Below are 23690 nucleotides of genomic sequence, written 5' to 3' on the forward strand. Positions count from 1 at the left end.
AACCTCACGTACGGTTTGATGAGGAGGGGCTGGGTTGCACCAGCCCTTTACTCTAGAAATTATATGTTGCACACGATAACTTATCCTTCTATTTCTCGCTGAAACGGTACCGTCCTTTACAAGGACGGTACCGTTTCCACTTGTCATTATGCTATGCTGCTGCACCTTAAGCCTTCGCCACAGCAGCGGCCTTCGCTCCGCTGCCTGCGGTGCTGCTGGCGCTGCCGTTGCCCCGCCGGGCCCGGATGCCTGCGCGCAGCAGCTGCAGTGCATCGGCCGCGCCGCCGCCCAGCGACGAGCGGCGCTGGCCCTTACGCAGCCGCACCGGCGAAGCGGAGCGGCGCAAGAGCAGCTTCAGCTCGCGGGGCGACAGCCCCGGCCGCAGCGCGAGCAGCAGGGCCGCGGCACCGGTGACATGGGAGGTCGCCATGGAGGTGCCGCTCATTTCCTTGTACCCCTCCCGCAGCCAGCAGGAGGGGATGCCCTCGCCTGGGCCGTACACATCAATGTACGGTCCGCGGTTGCTGAAGGCGGCGACGCGCTGCCTTCTATCAAGGGCGCCTACGGCAATAGTCTCCGGATAGCGCGCGGGGTAATCCCCGCCGCGCTTGCCGTCGTTGCCGGAGGAAGCGATAATGGCAATCCCGGCCCGGTAGGCCTTGATCACCACCTCATGCAGAGCCTTGCTCCGGTTCCTCATCCCGAAGCTCATATTAATGATATCGATTTTGTTCTGCACGCACCAATCGATGCCAAGGACAATATCCGACACATAAGCGGAGCCGTTGTGGTCGAAGGCCTTGACCGGATAGAGCAGCGCCCGGGGGGCTACGCCCATCATATTGCGTGAGCCCCCGGCTGCCGCCAGGGTACCGGCAATATGCGTGCCGTGTCCGTTGTCATCCAGCGGCATCATGCCGCGGTTCAGCAGGTTGACCCCGGAGGCCAGAGAATGCCTGAGATCGGGATGGCGGAAATCGACGCCTGTATCAATGACGCCGATCTTCACATGGACGCCAGTCGATCTGGACCAGGCCTGTGGAGCGCGGATGGCCCTGATTCCCCAGGGCATCAGGGCGGAACCGCTTTTGTCCGCCAAGGGCGAATGAACCTGAATCCGGTGGTCTGCTTCTATACAGAGGGAATCCGCATAACGGTTCATCAGCCGCTCTGCTCCTGCGGCGGGCACGAAGAAAGCCTGAATCAGCGTAGAGACCTGAACCTGCCGCAGACCAGGCTTTTTAGTTTTCAGAGATTTCCACTGCGTCAGTGCGCCGGCATACATGCGGGGGTCGTTGAAGGTCACAATGTGCCGCGGTGCACTTTTGGGGGCAGCCTTCATTTCTTCAAGCAGCATCTGCCAAAATCCGTAATAATCCATAGGTTACGCCGTCCCCTCCTCGGTGCCGTGCTGCCATATTGTATGAAAGGGGGATGGTGTCCGAATGGGAACTTGCCCTTTTTTAACGAAATAGGCTGCCCATCGTGTCAAAAGGCTGGAGTTTACATAAAATAAACAGAGGGAACCGCGAGGTGCCCTGCAACATCCCGTAAGGAGCCGATCCTTGGCGTGGATACAGTCATGCGCGGAGGGGTACCCCCCTCCGCCTTTTTGGGAAAAATATAAGAAATTATAGGTTTCACACGATAATTTATCCTTCTATTTCTCGCTGAAACGGTACCGTCCTTTAAAAGGACAGTAAAGTCGTTTCCACTTGTATTAGTTACTCCATGCTCATCCCATTTATTGCCCCGCCCAGGCGGACAAGCCTTCATCCAGCGGCAGGGCCGCAGATTCCGTTTCCCGGATCTTGCTGCAATAGACTTGCAATTTACCCGCAAATAGGTTTTACTTAGTTTTGTTAATGGATATCATGAATGAAGCATGATTTAATGTGAACAATGCGTGAGAGGAAGTGTCCTTTAGTGAGTACGCCACTCAATTTAAAGCTGGACCCTGAGAAAGTAAAAGAAATGCCGATGGTAGACCTGGCCTTCCTGGTGCTTAAGGCAGCTAATACGCCTTACTACTACCGTGATCTGATGGTGGAGGTTGCCAAGCTGCGCGGGTTGACCGATCAAGAGAGCCAAGATACGATCGCCCAGCTATATACCGAGATTAATATTGACGGGCGTTTTGCCTGTGTCGGAACCAACTTGTGGGGCCTGAAGCGCTGGTACCCGCTCGAACGCTCCGATGACCCTGTCGGCAACACCAAGCGCGTGCGGATCATCAACGATGAAGACGACGATCTGGAAGATGACGATTTTGCCGATGAAGAAGAGAATTATGCTGCTGAGGAAGAGGATTTCGATGCGATTGATGAAGATCGCGACGACCTCTATTCTGACGACGACAGCGAAGAGGAAGTTGACGAAGATGTAGTCATTGATGAAGACGACATTGACGAAGACGAATCGGATGATGAAGATTCCGAAGACGGCGAAGAAGACGATGCCGACGATGAGGACGAGGAAGATAAATTTTAGAACAGTCTTTGCAGGGGCGCAATTCCTCCCTTGACAGGGGCGGGACGCTCAGAGTAAACTATTGCATGGGCTTATAATGAAAGTTAATATTGTTTTCTAAAATAAAAAGTGCCCCGGGTCTACGGGTGTCACTTTTTTGTTTTTTTACAAGATAAGAAAGAATAAGCTTCGCTTAATTTGTATGCCAAGAAGCTGCGGTTTTCCGCGATTTCCAGGCTGCCGGCCTTGAATTTTGGCGGGTGGAAGCAACTTTCGGGTTCCCCGGTTGGATGATGGAAAAAAGGGATACGATAAGGGGCAAGCGTCCCCTGAATTTCTGGACTTTATTTAGGAGGGTTTTACAGTGACAAAGTATATTTTCGTAACGGGTGGCGTTGTGTCTTCCCTTGGCAAAGGCATTACCGCTGCTTCGCTGGGCAGACTGCTCAAGAACAGAGGTCTCAAGGTAACGATCCAGAAATTCGATCCTTACATTAACGTGGACCCGGGAACGATGAGTCCTTATCAGCACGGGGAAGTATTCGTGACCGATGACGGCGCGGAGACCGACCTCGACCTTGGGCATTACGAGCGGTTTATTGACATTAACCTGTCCAAGAACAGCAACGTAACCACAGGCAAAATCTATTCCTCGGTCATCAGCAAAGAACGCCGTGGAGAATATCTTGGGGGAACCGTGCAGGTTATCCCGCATATTACGAACGAAATCAAGGAACGTGTCTTCCGTGCGGGCCGTGAGACCGGCTCGGATGTAGTCATTACCGAAATCGGCGGCACCGTGGGCGATATCGAGAGTCTGCCGTTCATGGAAGCCATCCGTCAGATCAAGAGCGACATCGGCCGGGAGAATGTCATGTACATTCACGTGACCCTGATTCCTTATATCAAAGCAGCCGGAGAAGTGAAAACAAAGCCGACCCAGCATAGTGTCAAGGAGCTGCGCAGCATCGGGATTCAGCCCAATGTGATCGTATGCCGTACGGAATATCCGTTGACCAACGATATGAAAGCCAAGCTGGCTCTGTTCTGTGATATCGATGAGAACGCCGTTGTGGAATGCCGCGATGCCGCGACGCTTTATGAGGTGCCGCTGAATCTGCGCGACGAAGGTCTGGATGAGATTGTCGTCAACCACTTGAAGCTGACTACTCCTGCGCCGGATATGCGTGAATGGGAGAGCATGCTGGAGCGGATTCAGAAGCTGGAGCGTACCGTTGAGATTGCTATCGTCGGCAAGTACGTGGCGCTGCACGATGCTTATCTGAGTGTTGTTGAATCCCTGTCCCATGCCGGATTTGCCTCCAATGCCGAAGTGAAGCTCCGGTGGGTCGATGCAGAGCTGGTAACCGATGAGAATGTGGACGAGCTGCTGGGCGGCATCGGCGGCATTCTGGTTCCAGGCGGCTTCGGCGACCGGGGAATCGAAGGCAAGATCTCGGCCATCCGCTATGCGCGGGAGCAGTCCATTCCGTTCTTCGGCATTTGCCTGGGAATGCAGGTGTCTGTCATCGAGTACGGCCGTTCCATGCTGGGACTGGCAGGAGCGAACAGCTCCGAGATTGATCCTTCGACTCCGCATCCGCTGATTGACCTTCTGCCAGAGCAGAAGGATATCGAAGATATGGGCGGCACGATGCGCCTTGGCCTGTATCCTTGTAAGCTTTTGCCGGATTCCCTTGCTATGTCCTGCTATGACGATGAGCTGGTCTATGAGCGTCACCGTCACCGGTATGAATTCAACAATGCTTATCGTGATGAGATGGAGAAGGCAGGTCTGGTTATTTCCGGTACCTCTCCTGATGGACGTCTGGTGGAGATTGTCGAGCTGCCGGGTCACCCGTGGTTCCTGTCCGTGCAATTCCACCCGGAATTCACCTCCCGTCCCAACCGTCCGCAACCGCTGTTCCGTGAATTTGTCAAAGCCTCGCTTACACATTCCGAGCAAATGTAACTATAGAATGAATAGGCCAGACAGGCCTGTGGGAGCTCCCGGTACGGGGGCTTTCTTTTTTGAAGACCTGCTTTGCATAATAGCTTCCTGAATGCAAGGGGACTGTATTCCCGCTTTTTCACCGAAAATCCTCCTTTATATGGCATAGATTTACGCATTTTAGCCAATTAGCAGGATTTTGGCTGCAAACCACGAATAATAGGTTTCGTATAGACTAAGTTGAAGCGGGGCCGTTAGCTGTTGAGAGGGCGCGGTATGGACAATCTGCCTTAAACTCTGGGAGGGTATCGTATGGAAAAGAAGAAAGTGTTAATCGTCGACGATCAGAATGGAATCCGGATTCTTCTCATGGAAGTATTCAATAGTGAAGGTTATGCCACCTTTCAGGCAGCTAACGGGAAATTGGCGCTGGACATTGTCAGGAACGAATCGCCGGATATGGTTTTGCTGGATATGAAAATTCCGGGGATGGACGGACTCGAGATTCTCAAGCATCTGAAGGAGCTTAATCCGGCGATCAAGGTCATTATGATGACGGCCTACGGAGAGCTGGACATGATTAAGGAAGCGACCAAGCTGGGAGCCCTGATGCATTTTACCAAGCCGTTTGATATCGATGAGATGCGCGTTGCCGTCAATATGCACCTGCACAACAAATCAGTTGACCAATGCAGCTAGCTTAGAAAAATAGAGTTTGGGGACATCCTGTTATGGATACGCTAAAAGAGGAAATGATCCGCCGGCAAAGGGTTGGCTGTATATCGTCCCACCGGGACATTTTTTTGTGTATCCTATTTAGTATTTAACACAGGATGTGCTATAATAGGCCTGTATGTGATGTCGGCTTATATAAGCAACCCAATATTTTAGGAGGATTGAAACCATGCCATTAGTATCTATGACAGACATGTTGACCAAAGCACTTGAAGGAAAATATGCAGTTGGCCAGTTCAACATCAATAACCTGGAGTGGACGCAAGCGATTCTTGGTGCAGCAGAAGAAGAGAAGTCACCGGTAATCCTTGGCGTATCCGAAGGCGCAGCTCGTCACATGGGCGGCTTTACCACAGTAGTTAAGATGGTTGAAGGTCTTATTCATGACATGAAAATCACCGTTCCTGTAGCCATCCACTTGGACCACGGTTCAAGCTTTGACAAATGTAAAGATGCAATCGATGCCGGCTTCACTTCCGTAATGATCGACGGCTCCCACCACCCAATCGACGAGAACATTGAAATGACTAAAAAAGTCGTTGACTATGCTCACGCTAAAGGTGTATCTGTAGAAGCAGAAGTTGGTACTGTAGGCGGACAGGAAGATGACGTTATCGGCGGCATCCAATACGCTGACCTTAACGAATGCGTACGCATCGTTAAAGAAACAGGCATCGACACTCTGGCTCCTGCACTGGGTTCCGTACACGGTCCTTACCTGGGCGAACCAAACCTTGGATTCAAGGAAATGGAAGAAATCCGCGATGCAGTTAACCTTCCGCTTGTACTTCACGGCGGTACTGGTATCCCGGTACATGACATTCAGAAATCCATCTCCCTGGGTACTTCCAAGATCAACGTGAACACTGAGAACCAAATCGCGTTCGCTAAGGTTGTTCGCGAAGTTCTTGCTGCTAAGCCGGATGCTTACGATCCGCGTACATTTATCGCACCAGGCCGCGATGCTATCAAGCAGACTGTTATCGGCAAAATCCGCGAATTCGGATCCAGCAACAAAGCCTAATTAATACCCTGCCGCATAACGTTTTTCCGCACAAGCCATTTCGTTTTCCTCAGAAACGGGTGCCGTCCTTCAGGTAAGGACGGCGCAGCCGTTTCTTCTTCTAATCACCAATCACAAGTAGTCCTTTTGTCACCTTAAGCCACAACTGGTATTGCCATAACAAGCTGCAATACACGTAGGGGGAACCAGATAAATTTATGGAAAAATTAATGATTGGCGGCGGACGTCCGCTAGAGGGCGTTGTTACCATCAGCGGAGCAAAGAATAGCGCTATTGCGCTTATTCCTGCAGCAATTTTGGCGGAGTCTGAAGTTGTGCTGGATAATTTGCCTGCGCTTAGTGATGTTGCCGTTTACTCCGAAATTCTGGAGGAGCTTGGCGCGAGCGTGTCTTGGACAGGCAGCCAAATGAGAATTAATCCCTCCCGTATCGTATCCATTCCCATGCCTAACGGACCGGTGAAAAAGCTCCGGGCCTCTTATTATATGATGGGCGCACTTTTGGGCCGGTTTAAGGAAGCGACCATTGGATTACCCGGCGGCTGTAATTTTGAGCCCCGTCCGATTGACCAGCATATCAAAGGCTTTGAGGCGCTTGGTGCGACTGTTACCAATGACCATGGCTCGATTCACCTGTATGCCAAAGAACTGCGCGGTGCTAAGATCTATCTGGATGTATCCAGTGTCGGTGCCACTATTAACATTATGCTCGCGGCCTCCCGTGCCAAAGGCTCTACAATTATTGAAAATGCGGCTAAAGAGCCTGAGATTATAGATGTAGCTACCCTGCTCAACTCCATGGGCGCTGTTATTAAGGGCGCCGGTACCGAAACGATCCGGATTGAAGGCGTAAGTGAAATGCACGGCTGCCGCCATTCGATCATTCCTGACCGTATTCAAGCTGGAACATATATGATTGCCGCTGCGGCTACGCGGGGCAATGTCTTAATTGATAACGTGATTCCCAAGCATCTGGAGGCACTCACTGCCAAGCTGCTGGAAATGGGAGTAGACATAGAAGAATTGGATGAGAGTATCCGGGTGATCGGCAGGGCCAAGTACCAGCACGCAGATGTCAAGGCGCTGATCTATCCCGGTTTCGCGACTGATCTGCAATCTCCAATGACGAGTATGCTGACTCAGGCTGAAGGCGTTAGCGTCCTAAGCGATTTCGTCTACAGCAACCGGTTCAAGCATGTTCCTGAATTGGTCCGCATGGGCGCTAAGATTCGTGTGGAAGGACGTTCCGCAATCATTGAAGGCGGTCCGCTGAATGCGGCCAAGGTGAAGGCTGCTGATCTCCGCGCAGGCGCAGCCCTGGTGATTGCAGGTCTTACTGTTGAAGAAGGTATCACTGAAGTGACAGGTGTAGAGTATATTGACCGCGGTTATGACAACCTCGTAAGTAATCTTCGCAGTTTAGGAGCCGATGTCTGGCGCGAGAACGAATAAGGAGAATACCCGGATTGGCAAGCAGAAATTGGCTGCCTGAGTGCATATCTCCTTCCAATTCGGGTAATCCTATCCTAATAAGCAATTTCATAGACTCATAGTTTAGAACTCATCATACACAAATTGAATAGGTGGTTATAGCACATGGATCTTCAAATTTCCGATCTGGAAGAAATGAAGCTTACCGATCTGTATAAGCTGGCTAAGAAATACCAGATTCCTTATTACGGAACGCTTAAGAAGCGGGAGTTAATCTTCGCTATTCTTAGAGCACAGGCAGAGCAGAGCGGTCTAATGTTTATGGAAGGCGTGCTTGAGATTCTGCCGGAAGGCTATGGCTTCCTTCGGCCGATTAACTACTTGCCGAGTGCAGAGGATATTTATATCTCCGCATCGCAGATCCGCAAGTTCGACCTTAGAAGCGGTGACCTGGTCTCCGGGAAATGCCGGACGCCCAAAGAGAACGAGCGCTATTTTGGACTCTTGCAGGTGAATGCCGTCAACGGCGAGAACCCGGCAACTGCAGCTGAACGGTTACATTTTCCGGCGCTTACGCCGCTTTATCCGCAAGATAAGCTGCCGCTCGAAACATCCCCAACCCATTTATCGACCCGTATCATGGATTTGCTTGCTCCTGTAGGTCTGGGGCAACGCGGTTTAATTGTAGCACCTCCCAAAGCAGGGAAGACGCTCCTCCTCAAAGAAATTGCCAACAGTATCTCTACGAACAATCCCGAGATTGCACTGTTTGTTTTGCTGATCGATGAACGTCCTGAGGAAGTAACGGATATGCAGCGTTCGGTTAAAGGTGAGGTAGTGGCTTCGACATTTGACGAGCTGCCGGAGAATCATATCAAAGTGGCAGAGCTTGTACTCCAGCGTGCGCTGCGTCTGGTAGAGCACAAGAAGGATGTTGTCATTCTGCTAGACAGCATTACCCGTCTTGCCCGTGCTTACAATCTCGTAGTTCCGCCATCCGGCCGGACACTTAGCGGAGGGATCGATCCTGCCGCGTTCCATCGGCCTAAGCGTTTCTTCGGTTCGGCACGTAACGTGGAGGAGGGCGGCAGCTTAACTATTCTTGCTACCGCACTGATTGATACCGGATCACGGATGGATGATATTATTTATGAGGAATTCAAGGGTACAGGGAACATGGAGCTCCATCTGGACCGTAAGCTGGCTGAGCGCCGGATCTTCCCGGCAATTGATATCCGCCGTTCAGGTACGCGCCGTGAAGAAGTATTGCTTAGCAAGGAAGAGCTGGATACAATCTGGTCGATCCGTAAAAATATGAATGAATCCTATGACTTCGTAGAAGGATTCCTGAAGAAGCTGCGTGACAGCAAGACGAATGCGGAGTTCCTGGCCTCCTTCGATGTGGCTGGAGGCAAGGATTCCTCGTCAGCAAGCGGTACGGCCAGCAAAGGCGGCACCTCGAATAGCGGCTCGTCCGCCCGCCGCACCACGCGTCCCAAGGCGCCTTCTGTGCCGACTACCTGAGAATAGATAACAAGAGGAGAATAACATGTATTTGGTATATGCCGACGAACAAGGAAACGTATATGATCATCCCGAGCTGTATGCCCTGGCCCGCAGTGGCGATATGATCGTTGAGATACTGGAGGAAGAGCTGGTTCCGCTGCCTGAGGGGGCCACGCTGGTCGGGCTTCCGAGCACGCGGGCGATTGGGATGAATCCGGAGACTGGTGAGATGCTGCCCCTGCCGGCAGGTTCGCAGGCTGTCGGAGCCTTGCTGCCGCAGGGATACACTCGTCTGTGCCTTCCCGGTTACGTCAAGACAGACAAGACCTACAAGCTTCCGCTCTTCGGATATTCCGCTGTAGTATGGAAGGACGGTGGTTTCTATGTGGCGGCTGATCTTACTGATGATCCGGAGCAGTGGAACCCGCTTAATTGCGACCGGGACGATGTGAAGACCGGTGTGGGCGAACTGACTGCGAAGTACCCGGAGAACCGTCTGTATAATCACTTGTCCAACTGCGCGCTGGAATATGAATGCTTAACCTCGTCCAATACGTTCCTGGGCCGCTGGGAAGGTGCTGTTCCGGTCTCATACTCCTGCAATGCCGGCTGCTTCGGTTGTATCTCAGAACAGCCCGATGACAGCGGGTTTGTGTCCCCGCAGACCCGGATGAACTTCCGTCCGGCTGTGAACGAAGTATCGCAAGTAATGCTGGAGCACCTGAAGACGCCGGAATCGATTGTCAGCTTTGGACAGGGCTGTGAAGGCGAGCCTTCTACGCAGGCGAAGCTGATTATTGAATCTATCCGTGAAGTCCGGTCCATTACCGATATGGGCTATATCAATATCAACACCAATGCCGGCTTAAGCGATCATATCCGCGGCATTGTTGATGCAGGGCTTGATCTAATGCGGGTTAGTACCATCAGCGCGCTGGATGACCATTATAACGCCTATTACAAGCCTCGCGGATATACGCTGGCTAACGTGGAGAAGTCGCTGAAGTACGCTGCCTCACAAGGCGTATATACCTCCATTAACTATTTGATTTTCCCGGGGGTTACTGACCGTGAGGAAGAGATTGAAGCGATGGTGGAGTTCGTCAGACGTACAGATCTTAAGCTCATTCAGATGCGTAATCTCAATATTGACCCAGAGAGCTATCTGGAGCTTATTCCTCCTGCACGGGGCGAGATTCTTGGCATGAAGACCATGCTCGAGATCTTCCGTGAGGAGCTCCCGGAGGTTGTCATTGGTTCCTTCACCCATGTTCCCCCTGCTGAGCTGGCCCGTGCCAAGCAGCGCAGAGTGCAGCTTTAGGCTTTAGGTTTTTAAGAACGGCTGGCCTATTGCAGAGCCTGGGCTTCACATGCTAGAATGTAGCTTGCGTAATCATATAACTCTAGGCCCGCATGAGGCTTAGGGCGTGAGAGGTGAGATTGTATATGCAAACAACCATTCAACCCAAGTACAATGTAACGAAGGTAACCTGCGCTTGCGGCAACACTTTTGAAGCCGGTTCGACAGTACAGGAGCTTCGCGTCGAAATTTGCTCAAGCTGTCACCCGTTCTTCACCGGTAAGCAGAAGTTCCTGGATGCCGGCGGACGTGTGGACAGATTCAAGAAGAAATATGGTATCTAATTTTGCATAGTTGATTTTTGCCTGTCCGTAAGCTATACTTATCTTCGCCGTGCTAGACGGGGAGGTAGCGGTGCCCTGTAACTCGCAATCCGCTGTAGCGAGGTTGAATTCCTGTTAGAGGTGCTGTCGATGTGAGGCCTTGGTTCCTATAGGCTGTGTTGACGGTTGGGTCCTCCGCAATGAGTGCTTGTGAACCTGGTCAGGTCCGGAAGGAAGCAGCCATAAGCGAGTTTGCTCTTGTGCCGGAGGGTGGCCTAGCCCGAGCAGTTTTGTAGGATTACCGCTTGGATCGCAGCCATCAATAACAGGTGCACGGTTTAAATAAGGATGATGATAGCGTCTTTGCTACAAGCAAAGACGCTTTTTGTTTTTCTAGGTATGCTAGGTAATGAGATATTATTCCCGCTCTGGCTAATATCCTTCCTTGACGGACGGTGAGCCGCTTCTGCTTGGTCAAAGACTTGGGAATATAGTATAATAAATTAGCGACAAATGCCGGAAAGCGGCAGCCTGAGAGAGGGTAATGCATAGTGGAACATATCGCGCTGTACCGTGCCTGGCGGCCGCAGTCGTTTCAAGATATGGTTGGGCAGCAGCATATTATCCAGACGCTGCAGAATGCGATCCGTGAACAGCGGGTTTCGCATGCCTATCTGTTCAGCGGACCGCGGGGAACCGGTAAGACGAGTGCGGCCAAGGTATTGGCCAAGGCAGTCAATTGCGAGCGGGTCCCGGGTCCTGAGCCCTGCAATGAGTGTCCGTCTTGTCTGAGGATTACGGCAGGCAACATCATGGATGTTCAGGAGATAGATGCGGCATCCAACCGGGGCGTTGAAGAGATTCGCGATCTGCGGGATAAGGTGAAATATGCACCTACCGAAGTACGCCGTAAAGTGTATATTATTGATGAAGTGCATATGCTGACAACAGAGGCATTCAATGCCCTGCTGAAGACGCTCGAAGAGCCTCCGCAGCATGTGATGTTTATACTGGCGACCACCGAGCCGCACAAGCTGCCGGCTACGATCATCTCGCGTTGTCAGCGGTTTGACTTCCGCCGGGTCTCGCTGGAGGAACAGACGGGCCGCTTGACTGAGATTTGCCAGAAGGAAGGCATTACAGCAGATGCAGATGCTCTCCAGTATATTGCCCGCCTGTCTGACGGCGGGATGCGCGATGCGCTTAGCATTCTGGATCAGATCTCTTCCTTCACAGACGGGAATGTGACCTATCAGCAGGTGCTGGGAATGACCGGGGGCATCCCCTCCGAGCAGTTCGCGCGTCTGGCGAACGCTATTCTTGAGAGTGACATGGGACAGCTGCTGGAGCTTGTGGAACAGATGATGCATGAGGGCAAGAGCGCAGATAAATGCTTGGAGAATCTTCTGTATTATTTCCGTGATTTACTGATGATCAAGATGGTGCCTGGAGCAAACCAGCTAACGGACCGCGTGCTTAATCCGGCCGATTTCCGTGATATGGCTGAGGCCTTTACCCGTGACAGGTTATTCCTGATTGTAGAGACGCTGAGCCGCTATCTGGGAGAGATGAAGTATGCGACCCATCCACAGACTATATTCGAGGTAGCGCTGATGAAGCTGTGCAGCGGTCCGCAGGATGCTGCTGCTCCGTCTGTAGGTGATCCGGTAGTGAATTCGGCCGCACCTGCAGCCGCGAATGGTTCTCCTCAGGTACAGTCCGGTGAGCTGGATCAGCTCAGACGGCAGATTGCCGCACTGGAGAAGAAGCTGGAGCAGGCTATTCAAGCCGGAGGGGTTGCTGGCGGCGGGCGTGAGCAGGCAGCGCAGCGCACTGCCTCGCCAAGCGCTCCGCGGGTATCCTCCGCCTCTAAGCTTCCCCCGCAGCTGGATAAGTTCATTGCGGGTAAGGACAGTCCTGATTTTAGTGCGGTCTTTAAGCAGTGGAGTCTTGTTCTTCAGGGTGTGAAGGAAGAGAAGGTCACGGTACACGCTTGGTTTGTGGACGGTGAGCCGGTGGCGGTGATGGAAGATGCTGTGCTGGTTGCCTTCAAGAATACCATTCACCGGGATACTACAGAGAAGCCTGCGAACCGGCAGGTCATCGAGAATGTAATGAATGCCAAGCTGGGTAAGCCTTACCGGCTGGTTACTATGATGATGCGGGACTGGAATGAAGCAGCGACGAAATCTGCGGCTTCGGCCGGAACAGAGGAGCTGCGTCTGGAGCATGAGCACGAGAGCAGCGAAGGCAAGTCCGAACCATGGATTGATGAGGCGATCCAGCTCTTTGGAGAAGACCTTGTTGTCATAAAAGAATAAGGATTCAGCTATCAGCGCGAAGATGCGCATCCCAAAGGAGAGATGATGTATGAATAATATGAACCAAATGATGAAGCAGGTTAAGAAGATGCAGGAACAGATGCTCAAAGCCCAGGAGGAGCTAGGCAGCAAGACGATTGAAGGTTCTTCCGGTGGTGGCGTGGTTACCGTTCAGGTGAACGGACACAAGAAATTGCTGTCCATTCAGATCAAGCCGGAGGTTGTTGATCCGGAGGATATCGAAATGCTGCAGGATCTGGTGATCACTGCTGTTAATGATGCTCTTACCCAGGCAGAAGAGTTGGCGAACAACGATATGGGTAAATTCACAGGCGGAATGAAGATTCCTGGCTTGTTCTAGGCTTACTCCACTCCCTGCCAAAGGAGAACCGATACTTTGTATTATCCAGAACCGCTAGCCAAGCTGATAGAAGCTTTTACACGTTTGCCCGGGATTGGCCCGAAGACGGCGGCCCGGCTGGCTTTTCATGTGCTGAACATGAAGGAGGATGAGGTGATTGATTTCGCCAAAGCCTTGGTCAGCGTCAAGCGTAATCTTCATTACTGCTCGGTCTGCTGCAACATAACGGATACCGACCCTTGCCGGATCTGCCAGGACAAAACCCGCGATGCTTCGGTAATCTGTGTGGTTCAGGACTCGAAGGATCTGGTGGCTATCGAACGTACCAAGGAATTTGACGGCTATTATCATGTGCTCCAGGGTGCAATCTCGCCTATGGAAGGCATAGGGCCGGACGACATAAGGCTGAAGGAGCTGCTGACCAGACTCAGCGATGAGCGGGTGAAGGAGCTGATTATGGCGACCAACCCCAACATTGAAGGGGAAGCCACCGCCATGTATATCTCGCGTCTTGTCCGTCCCTTTGAGATCAAGATCACCAGGATAGCCCATGGTTTGCCTGTAGGCGGCGATCTTGAGTATGCAGACGAGGTAACCCTGTCGAAGGCGCTGGAAGGCCGTCGTGAGCTGTTCTGACTGTTGTGCTGTTGTATTAAAAGTGTAGGGAGCCCTCGGGCTCCTTTTTTTATTTCCTCAAGAACCGCTGATACACTGCTAAAAGTTCTGCTAAGACCCCTCTCCCGGTTCTAAGTTTGTCCCTATTCCGATATGTATGAGATTAACGGGTGTGAATCATAGTTGCATCTGCAGTTATTCATATATCTTAGGAGGGATTGCAATGGGTTGGTGGAGTACCAAGTGGCTGAGCGGGAATGCGGATAAGGCAAAGGCAGTGGAGACGGAAGAGGAATGGGGCGCGGTGTACCATGAGGTGCGTAAAGCGCAGTCTGAATGGGAGCGGGCTTACCTGATGTTTGATGAGGCTCTGGGCCAGGATCAGATTGACTATGCGATCTATATCCTGGAGGCGGCTGAGCGTAAATATCAGATACACCTTAAGGATGCCAAGCGGCTGGGACTTAACCGGAGCCAGCTGCAAGTATGAACAGACCGAGTCAACGAGGAGGAGAACGATGCTAAGAACTGTAGCTATGGGTGTACTGATTATATCTGCAGCGCTGCTGATTCTGATTGTATTCAGGAAAAGGTTGGGGTGGGCATGGCTGAGCGTATTTGGAACCCATCTTATATTGGCGGCACTCGGAATTTATATCGTTAATTTCTCAGGAGTTGTAAGTGATCTGCACATACCACTTAACCCCACAACCATAGGTGCTGTAACCATTCTTGGACTGCCGGGAGTGGCGCTGTTATTAGGTTTGAAATTAACTTTGTTTTAGAGGTTGACGAAGGCTCCTGATTCATGATACATTAAGTCTCGGCCCTTTGGACAGGAGATCTTCGGATCACTTGCTGAAAGCTAAAGCGAAAAAAGAAAATAAAAAAACGCTTGACTGAAACAAGGGTGCTGTGATATATTATAAAGGTCGCTGCTGAGACAAACATCAACGACAAAAGATGAGACATTGATCTTTGAAAACTGAACAACGAGTGAGTGGGAAATCACTTCGGTGAGATCCAAATTAGAGAATGTAAATTCTCGTCAGATGTTTCAAAATGAGCAATCGCTCTTTCTAAATACCAATTTGGAGAGTTTGATCCTGGCTCAGGACGAACGCTGGCGGCGTGCCTAATACATGCAAGTCGAGCGGAGTCTGAAAGGAAGCTTGCTTCCTTTCAGACTTAGCGGCGGACGGGTGAGTAACACGTAGGCAACCTGCCCTCAAGCCTGGGATAACTACCGGAAACGGTAGCTAATACCGGATAATTTCTTTTTTCTCCTGAGGAGAGAATGAAAGGCGGAGCAATCTGCTGCTTGGGGATGGGCCTGCGGCGCATTAGCTAGTTGGTGGGGTAATGGCCCACCAAGGCGACGATGCGTAGCCGACCTGAGAGGGTGAACGGCCACACTGGGACTGAGACACGGCCCAGACTCCTACGGGAGGCAGCAGTAGGGAATCTTCCGCAATGGGCGCAAGCCTGACGGAGCAACGCCGCGTGAGTGATGAAGGTTTTCGGATCGTAAAGCTCTGTTGCCAGGGAAGAACGTCCGGTAGAGTAACTGCTACCGGAGTGACGGTACCTGAGAAGAAAGCCCCGGCTAACTACGTGCCAGCAGCCGCGGTAATACGTAGGGGGCAAGCGTTGTCCGGAATTATTGGGCGTAAAGCGCGCGCAGGCGGTTATTTAAGTCTGGTGTTTAAACCTTGGGCTCAACCTGAGGTCGCACTGGAAACTGGGTGACTTGAGTACAGAAGAGGAAAGTGGAATTCCACGTGTAGCGGTGAAATGCGTAGATATGTGGAGGAACACCAGTGGCGAAGGCGACTTTCTGGGCTGTAACTGACGCTGAGGCGCGAAAGCGTGGGGAGCAAACAGGATTAGATACCCTGGTAGTCCACGCCGTAAACGATGAGTGCTAGGTGTTAGGGGTTTCGATACCCTTGGTGCCGAAGTTAACACAGTAAGCACTCCGCCTGGGGAGTACGGTCGCAAGACTGAAACTCAAAGGAATTGACGGGGACCCGCACAAGCAGTGGAGTATGTGGTTTAATTCGAAGCAACGCGAAGAACCTTACCAGGTCTTGACATCCAACTAACGAAGCAGAGATGCATCAGGTGCCCTTCGGGGAAAGTTGAGACAGGTGGTGCATGGTTGTCGTCAGCTCGTGTCGTGAGATGTTGGGTTAAGTCCCGCAACGAGCGCAACCCTTGACTTTAGTTGCCAGCAGGTTAAGCTGGGCACTCTAGAGTGACTGCCGGTGACAAACCGGAGGAAGGTGGGGATGACGTCAAATCATCATGCCCCTTATGACCTGGGCTACACACGTACTACAATGGCCGGTACAACGGGAAGCGAAGCCGCGAGGTGGAGCCAATCCCAGCAAAGCCGGTCTCAGTTCGGATTGCAGGCTGCAACTCGCCTGCATGAAGTCGGAATTGCTAGTAATCGCGGATCAGCATGCCGCGGTGAATACGTTCCCGGGTCTTGTACACACCGCCCGTCACACCACGAGAGTTTACAACACCCGAAGTCGGTGGGGTAACCCGCAAGGGAGCCAGCCGCCGAAGGTGGGGTAGATGATTGGGGTGAAGTCGTAACAAGGTAGCCGTATCGGAAGGTGCGGCTGGATCACCTCCTTTCTATGGAGAATCGTCACCTGCAACGGTGACATTCAAATCGGAAGCTTTGCTTCCACAATAGAACCTTAGGGTTCGGACACTCACTCGTGTTCAGTTTTGAAAGAGCAAGTCTCTTTCGTATGCGTTTGGTGGCGATAGCGGAGGGGTTCCACACGTACCCATCCCGAACACGACCGTTAAGCCCTCCAGCGCCGATGGTACTTGGACCGAAGGGTCCTGGGAGAGTAGGACGCCGCCAAGCGAACAATCAATTCATTGATTGCTTCACTACTGTATGTTTTGTTATATGGGCTTTTAGCTCAGTTGGTTAGAGCGCACCTCTGATAAGGGTGAGGTCGGTGGTTCGAGTCCACCAAGGCCCACCATATAACAATCTTGAATTGAATACCTATTTGGGGCCATAGCTCAGCTGGGAGAGCGCCTGCCTTGCAAGCAGGAGGTCAGCGGTTCGATCCCGCTTGGCTCCACCAATTATTCTTTACAACAGTATATGCAACAACTTGATCCTTGAAAACTGGATACCGAAACGAATTTGCGTTTTAGAACATCTTTTAGCTGAAACTTGTGTAAGCAAGTGGAAATAGTTATTAGTTGCTACAAAGTGAAGGTTTTTGATTGTGCAAACAAGCAAAACACCGGAACGTTGGTTAAGCTACTAAGAGCACACGGAGGATGCCTAGGCGCCAGGAGCCGACGAAGGACGTGGCGAACAACGAAACTGCCTCGGGGAGCTGTAAGCAAGCTTTGATCCGGGGGTGTCCGAATGGGGAAACCCAGCTGTGGTAATTCGCAGTTACTCGTATCTGAATACATAGGATACGCAGAGGCAGACCAGGGGAACTGAAACATCTAAGTACCCTGAGGAAGAGAAAACAATAGTGATTCCGTCAGTAGCGGCGAGCGAACGCGGAACAGCCTAAACCAAGGGGCTTGCCTCTTGGGGTTGTGGGACGTCTCACATGGAGTTACAAAGGAATATGGTAGGCGAAGAGGTCTGGAAAGGCCCGCGATAGAGGTAAAAGCCCTGTAGCCTAAACTGTGTTCTCTCCGAGACGGATCCCGAGTAGTGCGGGGCACGTGAAACCCCGTATGAATCCAGCAGGACCATCTGCTAAGGCTAAATACTACCTGGCGACCGATAGTGAAACAGTACCGTGAGGGAAAGGTGAAAAGCACCCCGGAAGGGGAGTGAAATAGAACCTGAAACCGTGTGCTTACAAAAAGTCAGAGCCCTTTCTATGGGTGATGGCGTGCCTTTTGTAGAATGAACCGGCGAGTTACGTTTAACATGCAAGGTTAAGGTGAGAAGCCGGAGCCGCAGCGAAAGCGAGTCTGAATAGGGCGACTGAGTATGTGGACGTAGACCCGAAACCGTGTGATCTACCCCTGTCCAGGGTGAAGGTGCGGTAACACGCACTGGAGGCCCGAACCCACGCATGTTGAAAAATGCGGGGATGAGGTGGGGGTAGCGGAGAAATTCCAATCGAACTCGGAGATAGCTGGTTCTCCCCGAAATAGCTTTAGGGCTAGCCTCGGTGAATGGAGTGGTGGAGGTAGAGCACTGATTGGGTGCGGGGCCCGCAAGGGTTACCAAGCTCAGTCAAACTCCGAATGCCATTAACTTCTTGCCGGGAGTCAGACAGTGAGTGCTAAGATCCATTGTCAAAAGGGAAACAGCCCAGACCATCAGCTAAGGTCCCCAAGTGTGTGTTAAGTGGGAAAGGATGTGGAGTTGCACAGACAACCAGGATGTTGGCTTAGAAGCAGCCACCATTGAAAGAGTGCGTAATAGCTCACTGGTCGAGTGACTCTGCGCCGAAAATGTAACGGGGCTAAACACACCACCGAAGCTATGGCTAGATGCTTTGCATCTGGGGTAGGGGAGCGTTGTATGTAGGTTGAAGGTGTACCGTAAGGAGCGCTGGACAGCATACAAGTGAGAATGCCGGTATGAGTAACGAAAAGATCAGTGAGAATCTGATCCGCCGAAAGCCCAAGGTTTCCTGAGGAAGGCTCGTCCGCTCAGGGTAAGTCGGGACCTAAGGCGAGGCCGAAAGGCGTAGTCGAAGGACAACAGTTTGAAATTACTGTACCACCGTAATCCGCTATGAGCGATGGGGTGACGCAGGAGGGTAGTGACGCGGACTGATGGATGTCCGTCTAAGCAGTGAGGCTGGTGTGTAGGCAAATCCGCACACTATTAAGGCCAGGCTGTGATGGGGAGCGAAAATTATAGTAGCGAAGGTCATGATCTCACACTGCCAAGAAAAGCCTCTAGTCAGGAGAAGGTGCCCGTACCGCAAACCGACACAGGTAGGCGAGAAGAGAATTCTAAGGCGCGCGGAAGAACTCTCGTTAAGGAACTCGGCAAAATGACCTCGTAACTTCGGGAGAAGAGGTGCCTCGGTAGGGTGAATAGCCCGAGGGGGCCGCAGTGAAAAGGCCCAAGCGACTGTTTAGCAAAAACACAGGTCTGTGCGAAGCCGTAAGGCGAAGTATACGGGCTGACGCCTGCCCGGTGCTGGAAGGTTAAGGGGAGTGGTTAGGGGTTAAACCCGAAGCTGTGAACCGAAGCCCCAGTAAACGGCGGCCGTAACTATAACGGTCCTAAGGTAGCGAAATTCCTTGTCAGGTAAATTCTGACCCGCACGAATGGCGTAACGACTTGGGCGCTGTCTCAACGAGAGATCCGGTGAAATTTTAATACCTGTGAAGATGCAGGTTACCCGCGACAAGACGGAAAGACCCCATGGAGCTTTACTGCAGCTTGATATTGAATTTGGGTACGATCTGTACAGGATAGGTGGGAGCCGTTGAGGCAGGAGCGCAAGCTTCTGCGGAGGCGCCGTTGGGATACCACCCTGATCGTATCTAGGTTCTAACCTAGTGCCCTTATCGGGTACGGGGACCGTGTCAGGCGGGCAGTTTGACTGGGGCGGTCGCCTCCTAAAGAGTAACGGAGGCGTTCAAAGGTTCCCTCAGAATGGTTGGAAATCATTCGCAGAGTGCAAAGGCATAAGGGAGCTTGACTGCGAGACCTACAAGTCGAGCAGGGACGAAAGTCGGACTTAGTGATCCGGTGGTACCGCATGGAAGGGCCATCGCTCAACGGATAAAAGCTACCCTGGGGATAACAGGCTTATCTCCCCCAAGAGTCCACATCGACGGGGAGGTTTGGCACCTCGATGTCGGCTCATCGCATCCTGGGGCTGAAGTAGGTCCCAAGGGTTGGGCTGTTCGCCCATTAAAGCGGTACGCGAGCTGGGTTCAGAACGTCGTGAGACAGTTCGGTCCCTATCTGTCGTGGGCGCAGGAAATTTGAGAGGAGCTGTCCTTAGTACGAGAGGACCGGGATGGACGTACCGCTGGTGCATCAGTTGTTCCGCCAGGAGCATGGCTGAGTAGCTACGTACGGACGGGATAAGCGCTGAAAGCATCTAAGCGTGAAGCCCCCCTCAAGATGAGATTTCCCAGTATGTAAGACCCCTTGAAGACGACGAGGTAGATAGGTTGGAGGTGGAAGTGCAGCAATGCATGGAGCTGACCAATACTAATCGGTCGAGGGCTTATCCAAATTTCTATCACGCAGATTCGTTTCGGATTCAGTTTTCAGGAATCAAGTTCCTGTGCGGATTTACATGGCTACCATTAATTTGGAGAGATACCCAAGTGGCTATAAGGGGACCCTCTGCTAAGGGGTTAGACTGCGTAAGCGGTGCGAGGGTTCGAATCCCTCTCTCTCCGCCATTATAAATCCAATACTTGTAGTGTGGCGGCGTAGCTCAGCTGGCTAGAGCGTACGGTTCATACCCGTGAGGTCGGGGGTTCGATCCCCTCTGCCGCTACCATACATACCCGGAGGCTTAGCTCAGCTGGGAGAGCATCTGCCTTACAAGCAGAGGGTCGGGGGTTCGAACCCCTCAGCCTCCACCATTTTTATTTTTGAATTGTATTGCCTTACACCGTGCCGGTGTAGCTCAACTGGTAGAGCAACTGACTTGTAATCAGTAGGTTGGGGGTTCAAGTCCTCTCGCCGGCACCATTTTTAAGAGCAAATTGTGGAACCGTGGTGTAGTTGGCCTAACATGCCTGCCTGTCACGCAGGAGATCGCGGGTTCGAATCCCGTCGGTTCCGCCATTTTTTTTGTTTTTCAGGCTTTTTTCATGGCTCGGTAGCTCAGTCGGTAGAGCAAAGGACTGAAAATCCTTGTGTCGGGGGTTCGATTCCCTCCCGCGCCACCATACATGGAGGCTTAGCGAAGTGGCCAAACGCATCAGACTGTAAATCTGCTCACGTACGTGTTCGGTGGTTCGAATCCATCAGCCTCCATCCCTTTTTATGAGCCATTAGCTCAGTTGGTAGAGCACCTGACTTTTAATCAGGGTGTCGAAGGTTCGAGTCCTTCATGGCTCATCTTAAATCAAACGGTCATCACTTTAGGTGGTGGCCTTTTTTTGTATTTGATATATGTTTCAATAATGCTCATAAGCGCAAATTCCGCATTTTACAGCAAAATATGATAAAATAAGCGAAAAAAGCAAAAGTGGTGGAGAATGGTGATGATGGATAGTGAGGGTTTGCGTCAAAAATTGGAGCAACTCACCGGAAAGAGGACCGGAATCAAGCAGCTGGGGAGGCAGCATTCCGCTTCACTTTTTGGCATAGGTACGGATAAGGATCAGGAATTGCCGGTCATTCATGAGGGATATCTTTGGCTTCCCCTCTATGAGAATGATGGCCGTGTTACAACAGTATGGGTGGAGACAGAAGGGCTGTCACCGCTTGAGCTGCAATTGGTGAATTATGCCGGGCGCAATTTTGCGGTAGCACTGAAGGCAACCGGCTTCAAGGAAGAAGGAGAGATGGAGGCAAGGCAGCTTAGCGGATGGCTGAACGCCCAACTGGAGCAGGAGAAGGACGATGCGGAGATCCCGGATGAAATCTCACTGAAGGGCCGGCTGTTCGGAGATATGATTCCCTTCATGCTGGTAAGCGAGAATGTTCATAATCCGCAAATGACGTATCGCTCCTTAATGAAGCTGCTGCGCAGTTATTTCGAGAATGATGTATTGCTGGTTCCTCTGCAGGATAAGGAATGGTTAATTTTAGCCCGTAAGGAACTCCTCACTGACGGAGATGATAAAGAGGATGAGGAAGAGAGTGCTGAGGATTTGCTGTCACAGACTTCTATGGGGCTGCATGAACTGATTGCGAGCGAGTGGGTGGGCGTCTTTCATCTTGCAGTCTCTCCAGCCATTATTCCGGTTAAAGGTCTGACAGGAGCAGTCGCCTTGCTGCGGGAGACTATTATTCTTGGCCGCATCTTCCAGGTAGGGGATTACATTCATCTGCCGTGGGAGCTGCACATGGAGCGGCTGGTTAACAGTATTCCAGATGACCGGCGGAGACAACTGCTGGGCCAGATCGGTGATTATACAGCGGTACTGGCGGATAAGGAACTGCTACTGACGCTGGATACCTTTTTTGAAATGGACTGCAATGTCAGTGAAACCGCCAAGAAGCTGTACATTCACCGTAACACGTTGCTCTACAGGCTGGACAAAATCAAACAGGAAACGGGTGCCGATGTCCGCAGCTTTGGGGATGCCGCTATTGTGAAGCTTGCCATGTTATTGTATAAAGTGACGAAAAGAAAATAGGTTTTTTGTGAACCTTACAAATAGCCATGAGGCCGGCTCTGGGGTAAGATAAGTGTACAAGAAAGCGTTTGATTTTCTAATCCAATAATAGACTCGAGGGGGAAATACAATGGCAGGCGTACGTTTAGAGCATATTTTCAAAAAATACCCGGGTTCCGATAAAGCAACAGTAATCGATATCAATCTTGATATTAAAGATAAGGAATTCCTCGTACTGGTTGGTCCTTCCGGTTGCGGTAAATCCACAACCCTGCGTATGATCGCTGGTCTGGAAGAAATCTCTGAAGGTAAAATGTACATTGGTGACCGTGTAGTGAATGACGTTGCTCCTAAAGACCGTGATATCGCGATGGTATTCCAATCCTACGCCTTGTACCCGCACATGAGTGTATATCAGAACATGGCTTTTGGTCTGAAACTGCGCAAAGTGAAGAAAGAAGAAATCGACAAGAAAGTGCGCGAAGCAGCAAGAATCCTGGATATCGAGCATTTGCTGGAACGCAAACCTAAGGCACTGTCTGGTGGTCAACGTCAGCGTGTCGCTCTAGGCCGCGCTATTGTCCGTGATCCACAAGTCTTCTTGATGGATGAGCCTCTTTCCAACTTGGATGCTAAACTTCGTGGTCAAATGCGTGCTGAAATCACCAAGCTGGTTAAACGCCTTGAAACCACTTGTATCTATGTAACGCATGACCAGACAGAAGCAATGACAATGGGTGACCGTATCGTAGTTATGTACGACGGTATCATTCAGCAGGCTGCTTCCCCTGAAGAACTGTACAATGAGCCTACGAACCTGTTCGTAGCCGGATTTATCGGTTCCCCTACAATGAACTTTATCAACGGAACTCTTTCCGAAGTGAACGGCGCTGTTCGTTTCCGCGCAGAGAACCTTGATGTTGAAGTTCCAGGCGGCAAAGCTACAATCCTGCGTAACAAAGGCTTCATCGGTAAAGATGTAATTATGGGCGTTCGTCCAGAAGACATCCATGAAGAGCCAGTATTCCTGGAAGCTTCCCCTAACACAATCTTCACTTCGATGGTTGATGTTACGGAAAACCTTGGTCATGAAATGCTCCTCTACTTGAGCGGTCTTGGCAATAACACTGTAATTGCGCGTGTAGATGGACGTTCCACTACCCGTGAAGGCAGCAAGCCTAGATTGGCCATCGACATGAACAAAGTCCACATCTTCGATAAAGAATCCGAACTTAACGTTCTGCTTGGATAAGATCTCTGCAGGGTGAACATAGTTTATAATGAAGAAAGCCGCCTGGTTAGGCGGCTTTTTCTTGTAATGATCATGGTGGATTGGAACGATAACAGCTGGGGTTAAGATTGCATT

General features: G+C 51.4%; 16 protein-coding genes, 10 tRNA genes, 3 rRNA genes and 1 other RNA gene. 29 read left to right on the forward strand and 1 reads right to left on the reverse strand.

The genetic code is table 11. The features are described 5' to 3' along the window. Positions 1–166: 166 nt before the first annotated feature. Complete coding sequence (locus tag MKZ07_RS24055; protein WP_341028115.1) at positions 167–1381, reverse strand: S8 family peptidase; 1215 nt, start codon at positions 1379–1381, stop codon at positions 167–169. Between the two features lie 545 nt (positions 1382–1926). Here MKZ07_RS24055 and rpoE point away from each other — a divergent pair. From rpoE to MKZ07_RS24200, 29 genes are all read left to right on the forward strand, one after another. After that, on the forward strand, positions 1927–2490 hold the full coding sequence (rpoE, locus tag MKZ07_RS24060) for a DNA-directed RNA polymerase subunit delta (protein WP_036698899.1): 564 nt from the start codon (positions 1927–1929) through the stop codon (positions 2488–2490). Positions 2491–2833: 343 nt separating this feature from the next. Then, positions 2834–4441 carry a CTP synthase gene (locus MKZ07_RS24065; RefSeq protein WP_036698897.1) on the forward strand — a complete coding sequence of 536 codons (1608 nt, stop codon included), beginning with the start codon at positions 2834–2836 and terminating at the stop codon, positions 4439–4441. A 291-nt stretch (positions 4442–4732) separates the two neighbouring features. After that, positions 4733–5119 (forward strand): response regulator, encoded by a 387-nt coding sequence (locus MKZ07_RS24070; protein WP_036698896.1) that lies wholly within the window; start codon positions 4733–4735, stop codon positions 5117–5119. A gap of 205 nt (positions 5120–5324) precedes the next feature. Beyond that, on the forward strand, positions 5325–6179 hold the full coding sequence (gene fba, locus MKZ07_RS24075) for a class II fructose-1,6-bisphosphate aldolase (RefSeq protein WP_036698894.1): 855 nt from the start codon (positions 5325–5327) through the stop codon (positions 6177–6179). A 197-nt stretch (positions 6180–6376) separates the two neighbouring features. Then, entirely contained in the window at positions 6377–7630 is a 1254-nt protein-coding gene (locus MKZ07_RS24080) for a UDP-N-acetylglucosamine 1-carboxyvinyltransferase (RefSeq protein ID WP_036698893.1), read from the forward strand. Positions 7631–7774: 144 nt separating this feature from the next. Then, entirely contained in the window at positions 7775–9133 is a 1359-nt protein-coding gene (rho, locus tag MKZ07_RS24085; protein WP_076162080.1) for a transcription termination factor Rho, read from the forward strand. Positions 9134–9158: 25 nt separating this feature from the next. Next, positions 9159–10436 carry a radical SAM protein gene (locus MKZ07_RS24090; RefSeq protein ID WP_036698888.1) on the forward strand — a complete coding sequence of 426 codons (1278 nt, stop codon included), beginning with the start codon at positions 9159–9161 and terminating at the stop codon, positions 10434–10436. A 125-nt stretch (positions 10437–10561) separates the two neighbouring features. Beyond that, the gene (gene rpmE / locus MKZ07_RS24095; RefSeq protein WP_036698887.1) at positions 10562–10759 is read left to right on the forward strand and encodes a 50S ribosomal protein L31; all 198 of its coding nucleotides are present in this window, start codon (positions 10562–10564) and stop codon (positions 10757–10759) included. Positions 10760–10806: 47 nt separating this feature from the next. Beyond that, positions 10807–11075, forward strand: an RNA gene (ffs, locus tag MKZ07_RS24100) — signal recognition particle sRNA large type. 214 nt (positions 11076–11289) lie between these two features. Then, the gene (gene dnaX, locus MKZ07_RS24105) at positions 11290–13059 is read left to right on the forward strand and encodes a DNA polymerase III subunit gamma/tau (protein WP_341028118.1); all 1770 of its coding nucleotides are present in this window, start codon (positions 11290–11292) and stop codon (positions 13057–13059) included. Between the two features lie 49 nt (positions 13060–13108). Next, a complete protein-coding gene (locus MKZ07_RS24110; protein WP_036698884.1) occupies positions 13109–13420 on the forward strand; it encodes a YbaB/EbfC family nucleoid-associated protein in 312 nt (103 codons plus the stop codon). A gap of 36 nt (positions 13421–13456) precedes the next feature. Beyond that, entirely contained in the window at positions 13457–14056 is a 600-nt protein-coding gene (recR, locus tag MKZ07_RS24115; RefSeq protein ID WP_036698882.1) for a recombination mediator RecR, read from the forward strand. A 202-nt stretch (positions 14057–14258) separates the two neighbouring features. After that, positions 14259–14525, forward strand: a complete 267-nt coding sequence (locus MKZ07_RS24120) for a DUF2508 family protein (RefSeq protein ID WP_051493900.1) — start codon at positions 14259–14261, stop codon at positions 14523–14525. 28 nt (positions 14526–14553) lie between these two features. After that, positions 14554–14820 carry a pro-sigmaK processing inhibitor BofA family protein gene (locus MKZ07_RS24125; protein ID WP_036698881.1) on the forward strand — a complete coding sequence of 89 codons (267 nt, stop codon included), beginning with the start codon at positions 14554–14556 and terminating at the stop codon, positions 14818–14820. Between the two features lie 303 nt (positions 14821–15123). Then, positions 15124–16684 (forward strand): 16S ribosomal RNA (locus MKZ07_RS24130). 124 nt (positions 16685–16808) lie between these two features. Next, a 5S ribosomal RNA gene (gene rrf / locus MKZ07_RS24135) occupies positions 16809–16925 on the forward strand. 47 nt (positions 16926–16972) lie between these two features. Next, a tRNA-Ile gene (locus MKZ07_RS24140) sits at positions 16973–17049 on the forward strand. Positions 17050–17078: 29 nt separating this feature from the next. Then, positions 17079–17154: transfer RNA gene (locus tag MKZ07_RS24145), tRNA-Ala, on the forward strand. Positions 17155–17329: 175 nt separating this feature from the next. After that, positions 17330–20258, forward strand: a 23S ribosomal RNA gene (locus MKZ07_RS24150). The 16S, 23S and 5S rRNA genes sit together here with 10 tRNA genes alongside, the layout of an rRNA operon. An 81-nt stretch (positions 20259–20339) precedes the next feature. Continuing rightward, positions 20340–20431, forward strand: a tRNA-Ser gene (locus tag MKZ07_RS24155). A gap of 24 nt (positions 20432–20455) precedes the next feature. Further along, positions 20456–20532: transfer RNA gene (locus tag MKZ07_RS24160), tRNA-Met, on the forward strand. Between the two features lie 9 nt (positions 20533–20541). After that, positions 20542–20617, forward strand: a tRNA-Val gene (locus MKZ07_RS24165). Positions 20618–20650: 33 nt separating this feature from the next. Continuing rightward, positions 20651–20726 (forward strand) — tRNA-Thr (locus MKZ07_RS24170). 18 nt (positions 20727–20744) lie between these two features. Next, a tRNA-Asp gene (locus tag MKZ07_RS24175) sits at positions 20745–20822 on the forward strand. 28 nt (positions 20823–20850) lie between these two features. Beyond that, a tRNA-Phe gene (locus MKZ07_RS24180) sits at positions 20851–20926 on the forward strand. 5 nt (positions 20927–20931) lie between these two features. Continuing rightward, a tRNA-Tyr gene (locus MKZ07_RS24185) sits at positions 20932–21014 on the forward strand. A gap of 11 nt (positions 21015–21025) precedes the next feature. Beyond that, positions 21026–21098: transfer RNA gene (locus MKZ07_RS24190), tRNA-Lys, on the forward strand. Positions 21099–21244: 146 nt separating this feature from the next. Then, positions 21245–22345 carry a PucR family transcriptional regulator gene (locus MKZ07_RS24195; RefSeq protein ID WP_036690032.1) on the forward strand — a complete coding sequence of 367 codons (1101 nt, stop codon included), beginning with the start codon at positions 21245–21247 and terminating at the stop codon, positions 22343–22345. 109 nt (positions 22346–22454) lie between these two features. Further along, entirely contained in the window at positions 22455–23576 is a 1122-nt protein-coding gene (locus tag MKZ07_RS24200; RefSeq protein WP_341028123.1) for an ABC transporter ATP-binding protein, read from the forward strand. Positions 23577–23690: the final 114 nt, after the last annotated feature.

It is taken from the genome of Paenibacillus sp. FSL P4-0338 (assembly GCF_038002365.1).
Classification (GTDB): Bacteria; Bacillota; Bacilli; order Paenibacillales; family Paenibacillaceae; genus Paenibacillus_AQ.

What these genes read in the sequence shown, in the direction of transcription:
- MKZ07_RS24055 (WP_341028115.1), bottom strand. Translation starts at nt 1,381, where the DNA reads ATGGATTATTACGGATTTTGGCAGATGCTGCTTGAAGAAATGAAGGCT.
- MKZ07_RS24070 (WP_036698896.1), top strand. Translation starts at nt 4,733, where the DNA reads ATGGAAAAGAAGAAAGTGTTAATCGTCGACGATCAGAATGGAATCCGG.
- fba (WP_036698894.1), top strand. Translation starts at nt 5,325, where the DNA reads ATGCCATTAGTATCTATGACAGACATGTTGACCAAAGCACTTGAAGGA.
- MKZ07_RS24080 (WP_036698893.1), top strand. Translation starts at nt 6,377, where the DNA reads ATGGAAAAATTAATGATTGGCGGCGGACGTCCGCTAGAGGGCGTTGTT.
- rho (WP_076162080.1), top strand. Translation starts at nt 7,775, where the DNA reads ATGGATCTTCAAATTTCCGATCTGGAAGAAATGAAGCTTACCGATCTG.
- MKZ07_RS24090 (WP_036698888.1), top strand. Translation starts at nt 9,159, where the DNA reads ATGTATTTGGTATATGCCGACGAACAAGGAAACGTATATGATCATCCC.
- rpmE (WP_036698887.1), top strand. Translation starts at nt 10,562, where the DNA reads ATGCAAACAACCATTCAACCCAAGTACAATGTAACGAAGGTAACCTGC.
- MKZ07_RS24110 (WP_036698884.1), top strand. Translation starts at nt 13,109, where the DNA reads ATGAATAATATGAACCAAATGATGAAGCAGGTTAAGAAGATGCAGGAA.
- MKZ07_RS24120 (WP_051493900.1), top strand. Translation starts at nt 14,259, where the DNA reads ATGGGTTGGTGGAGTACCAAGTGGCTGAGCGGGAATGCGGATAAGGCA.
- MKZ07_RS24125 (WP_036698881.1), top strand. Translation starts at nt 14,554, where the DNA reads ATGCTAAGAACTGTAGCTATGGGTGTACTGATTATATCTGCAGCGCTG.
- MKZ07_RS24195 (WP_036690032.1), top strand. Translation starts at nt 21,245, where the DNA reads ATGATGGATAGTGAGGGTTTGCGTCAAAAATTGGAGCAACTCACCGGA.
- MKZ07_RS24200 (WP_341028123.1), top strand. Translation starts at nt 22,455, where the DNA reads ATGGCAGGCGTACGTTTAGAGCATATTTTCAAAAAATACCCGGGTTCC.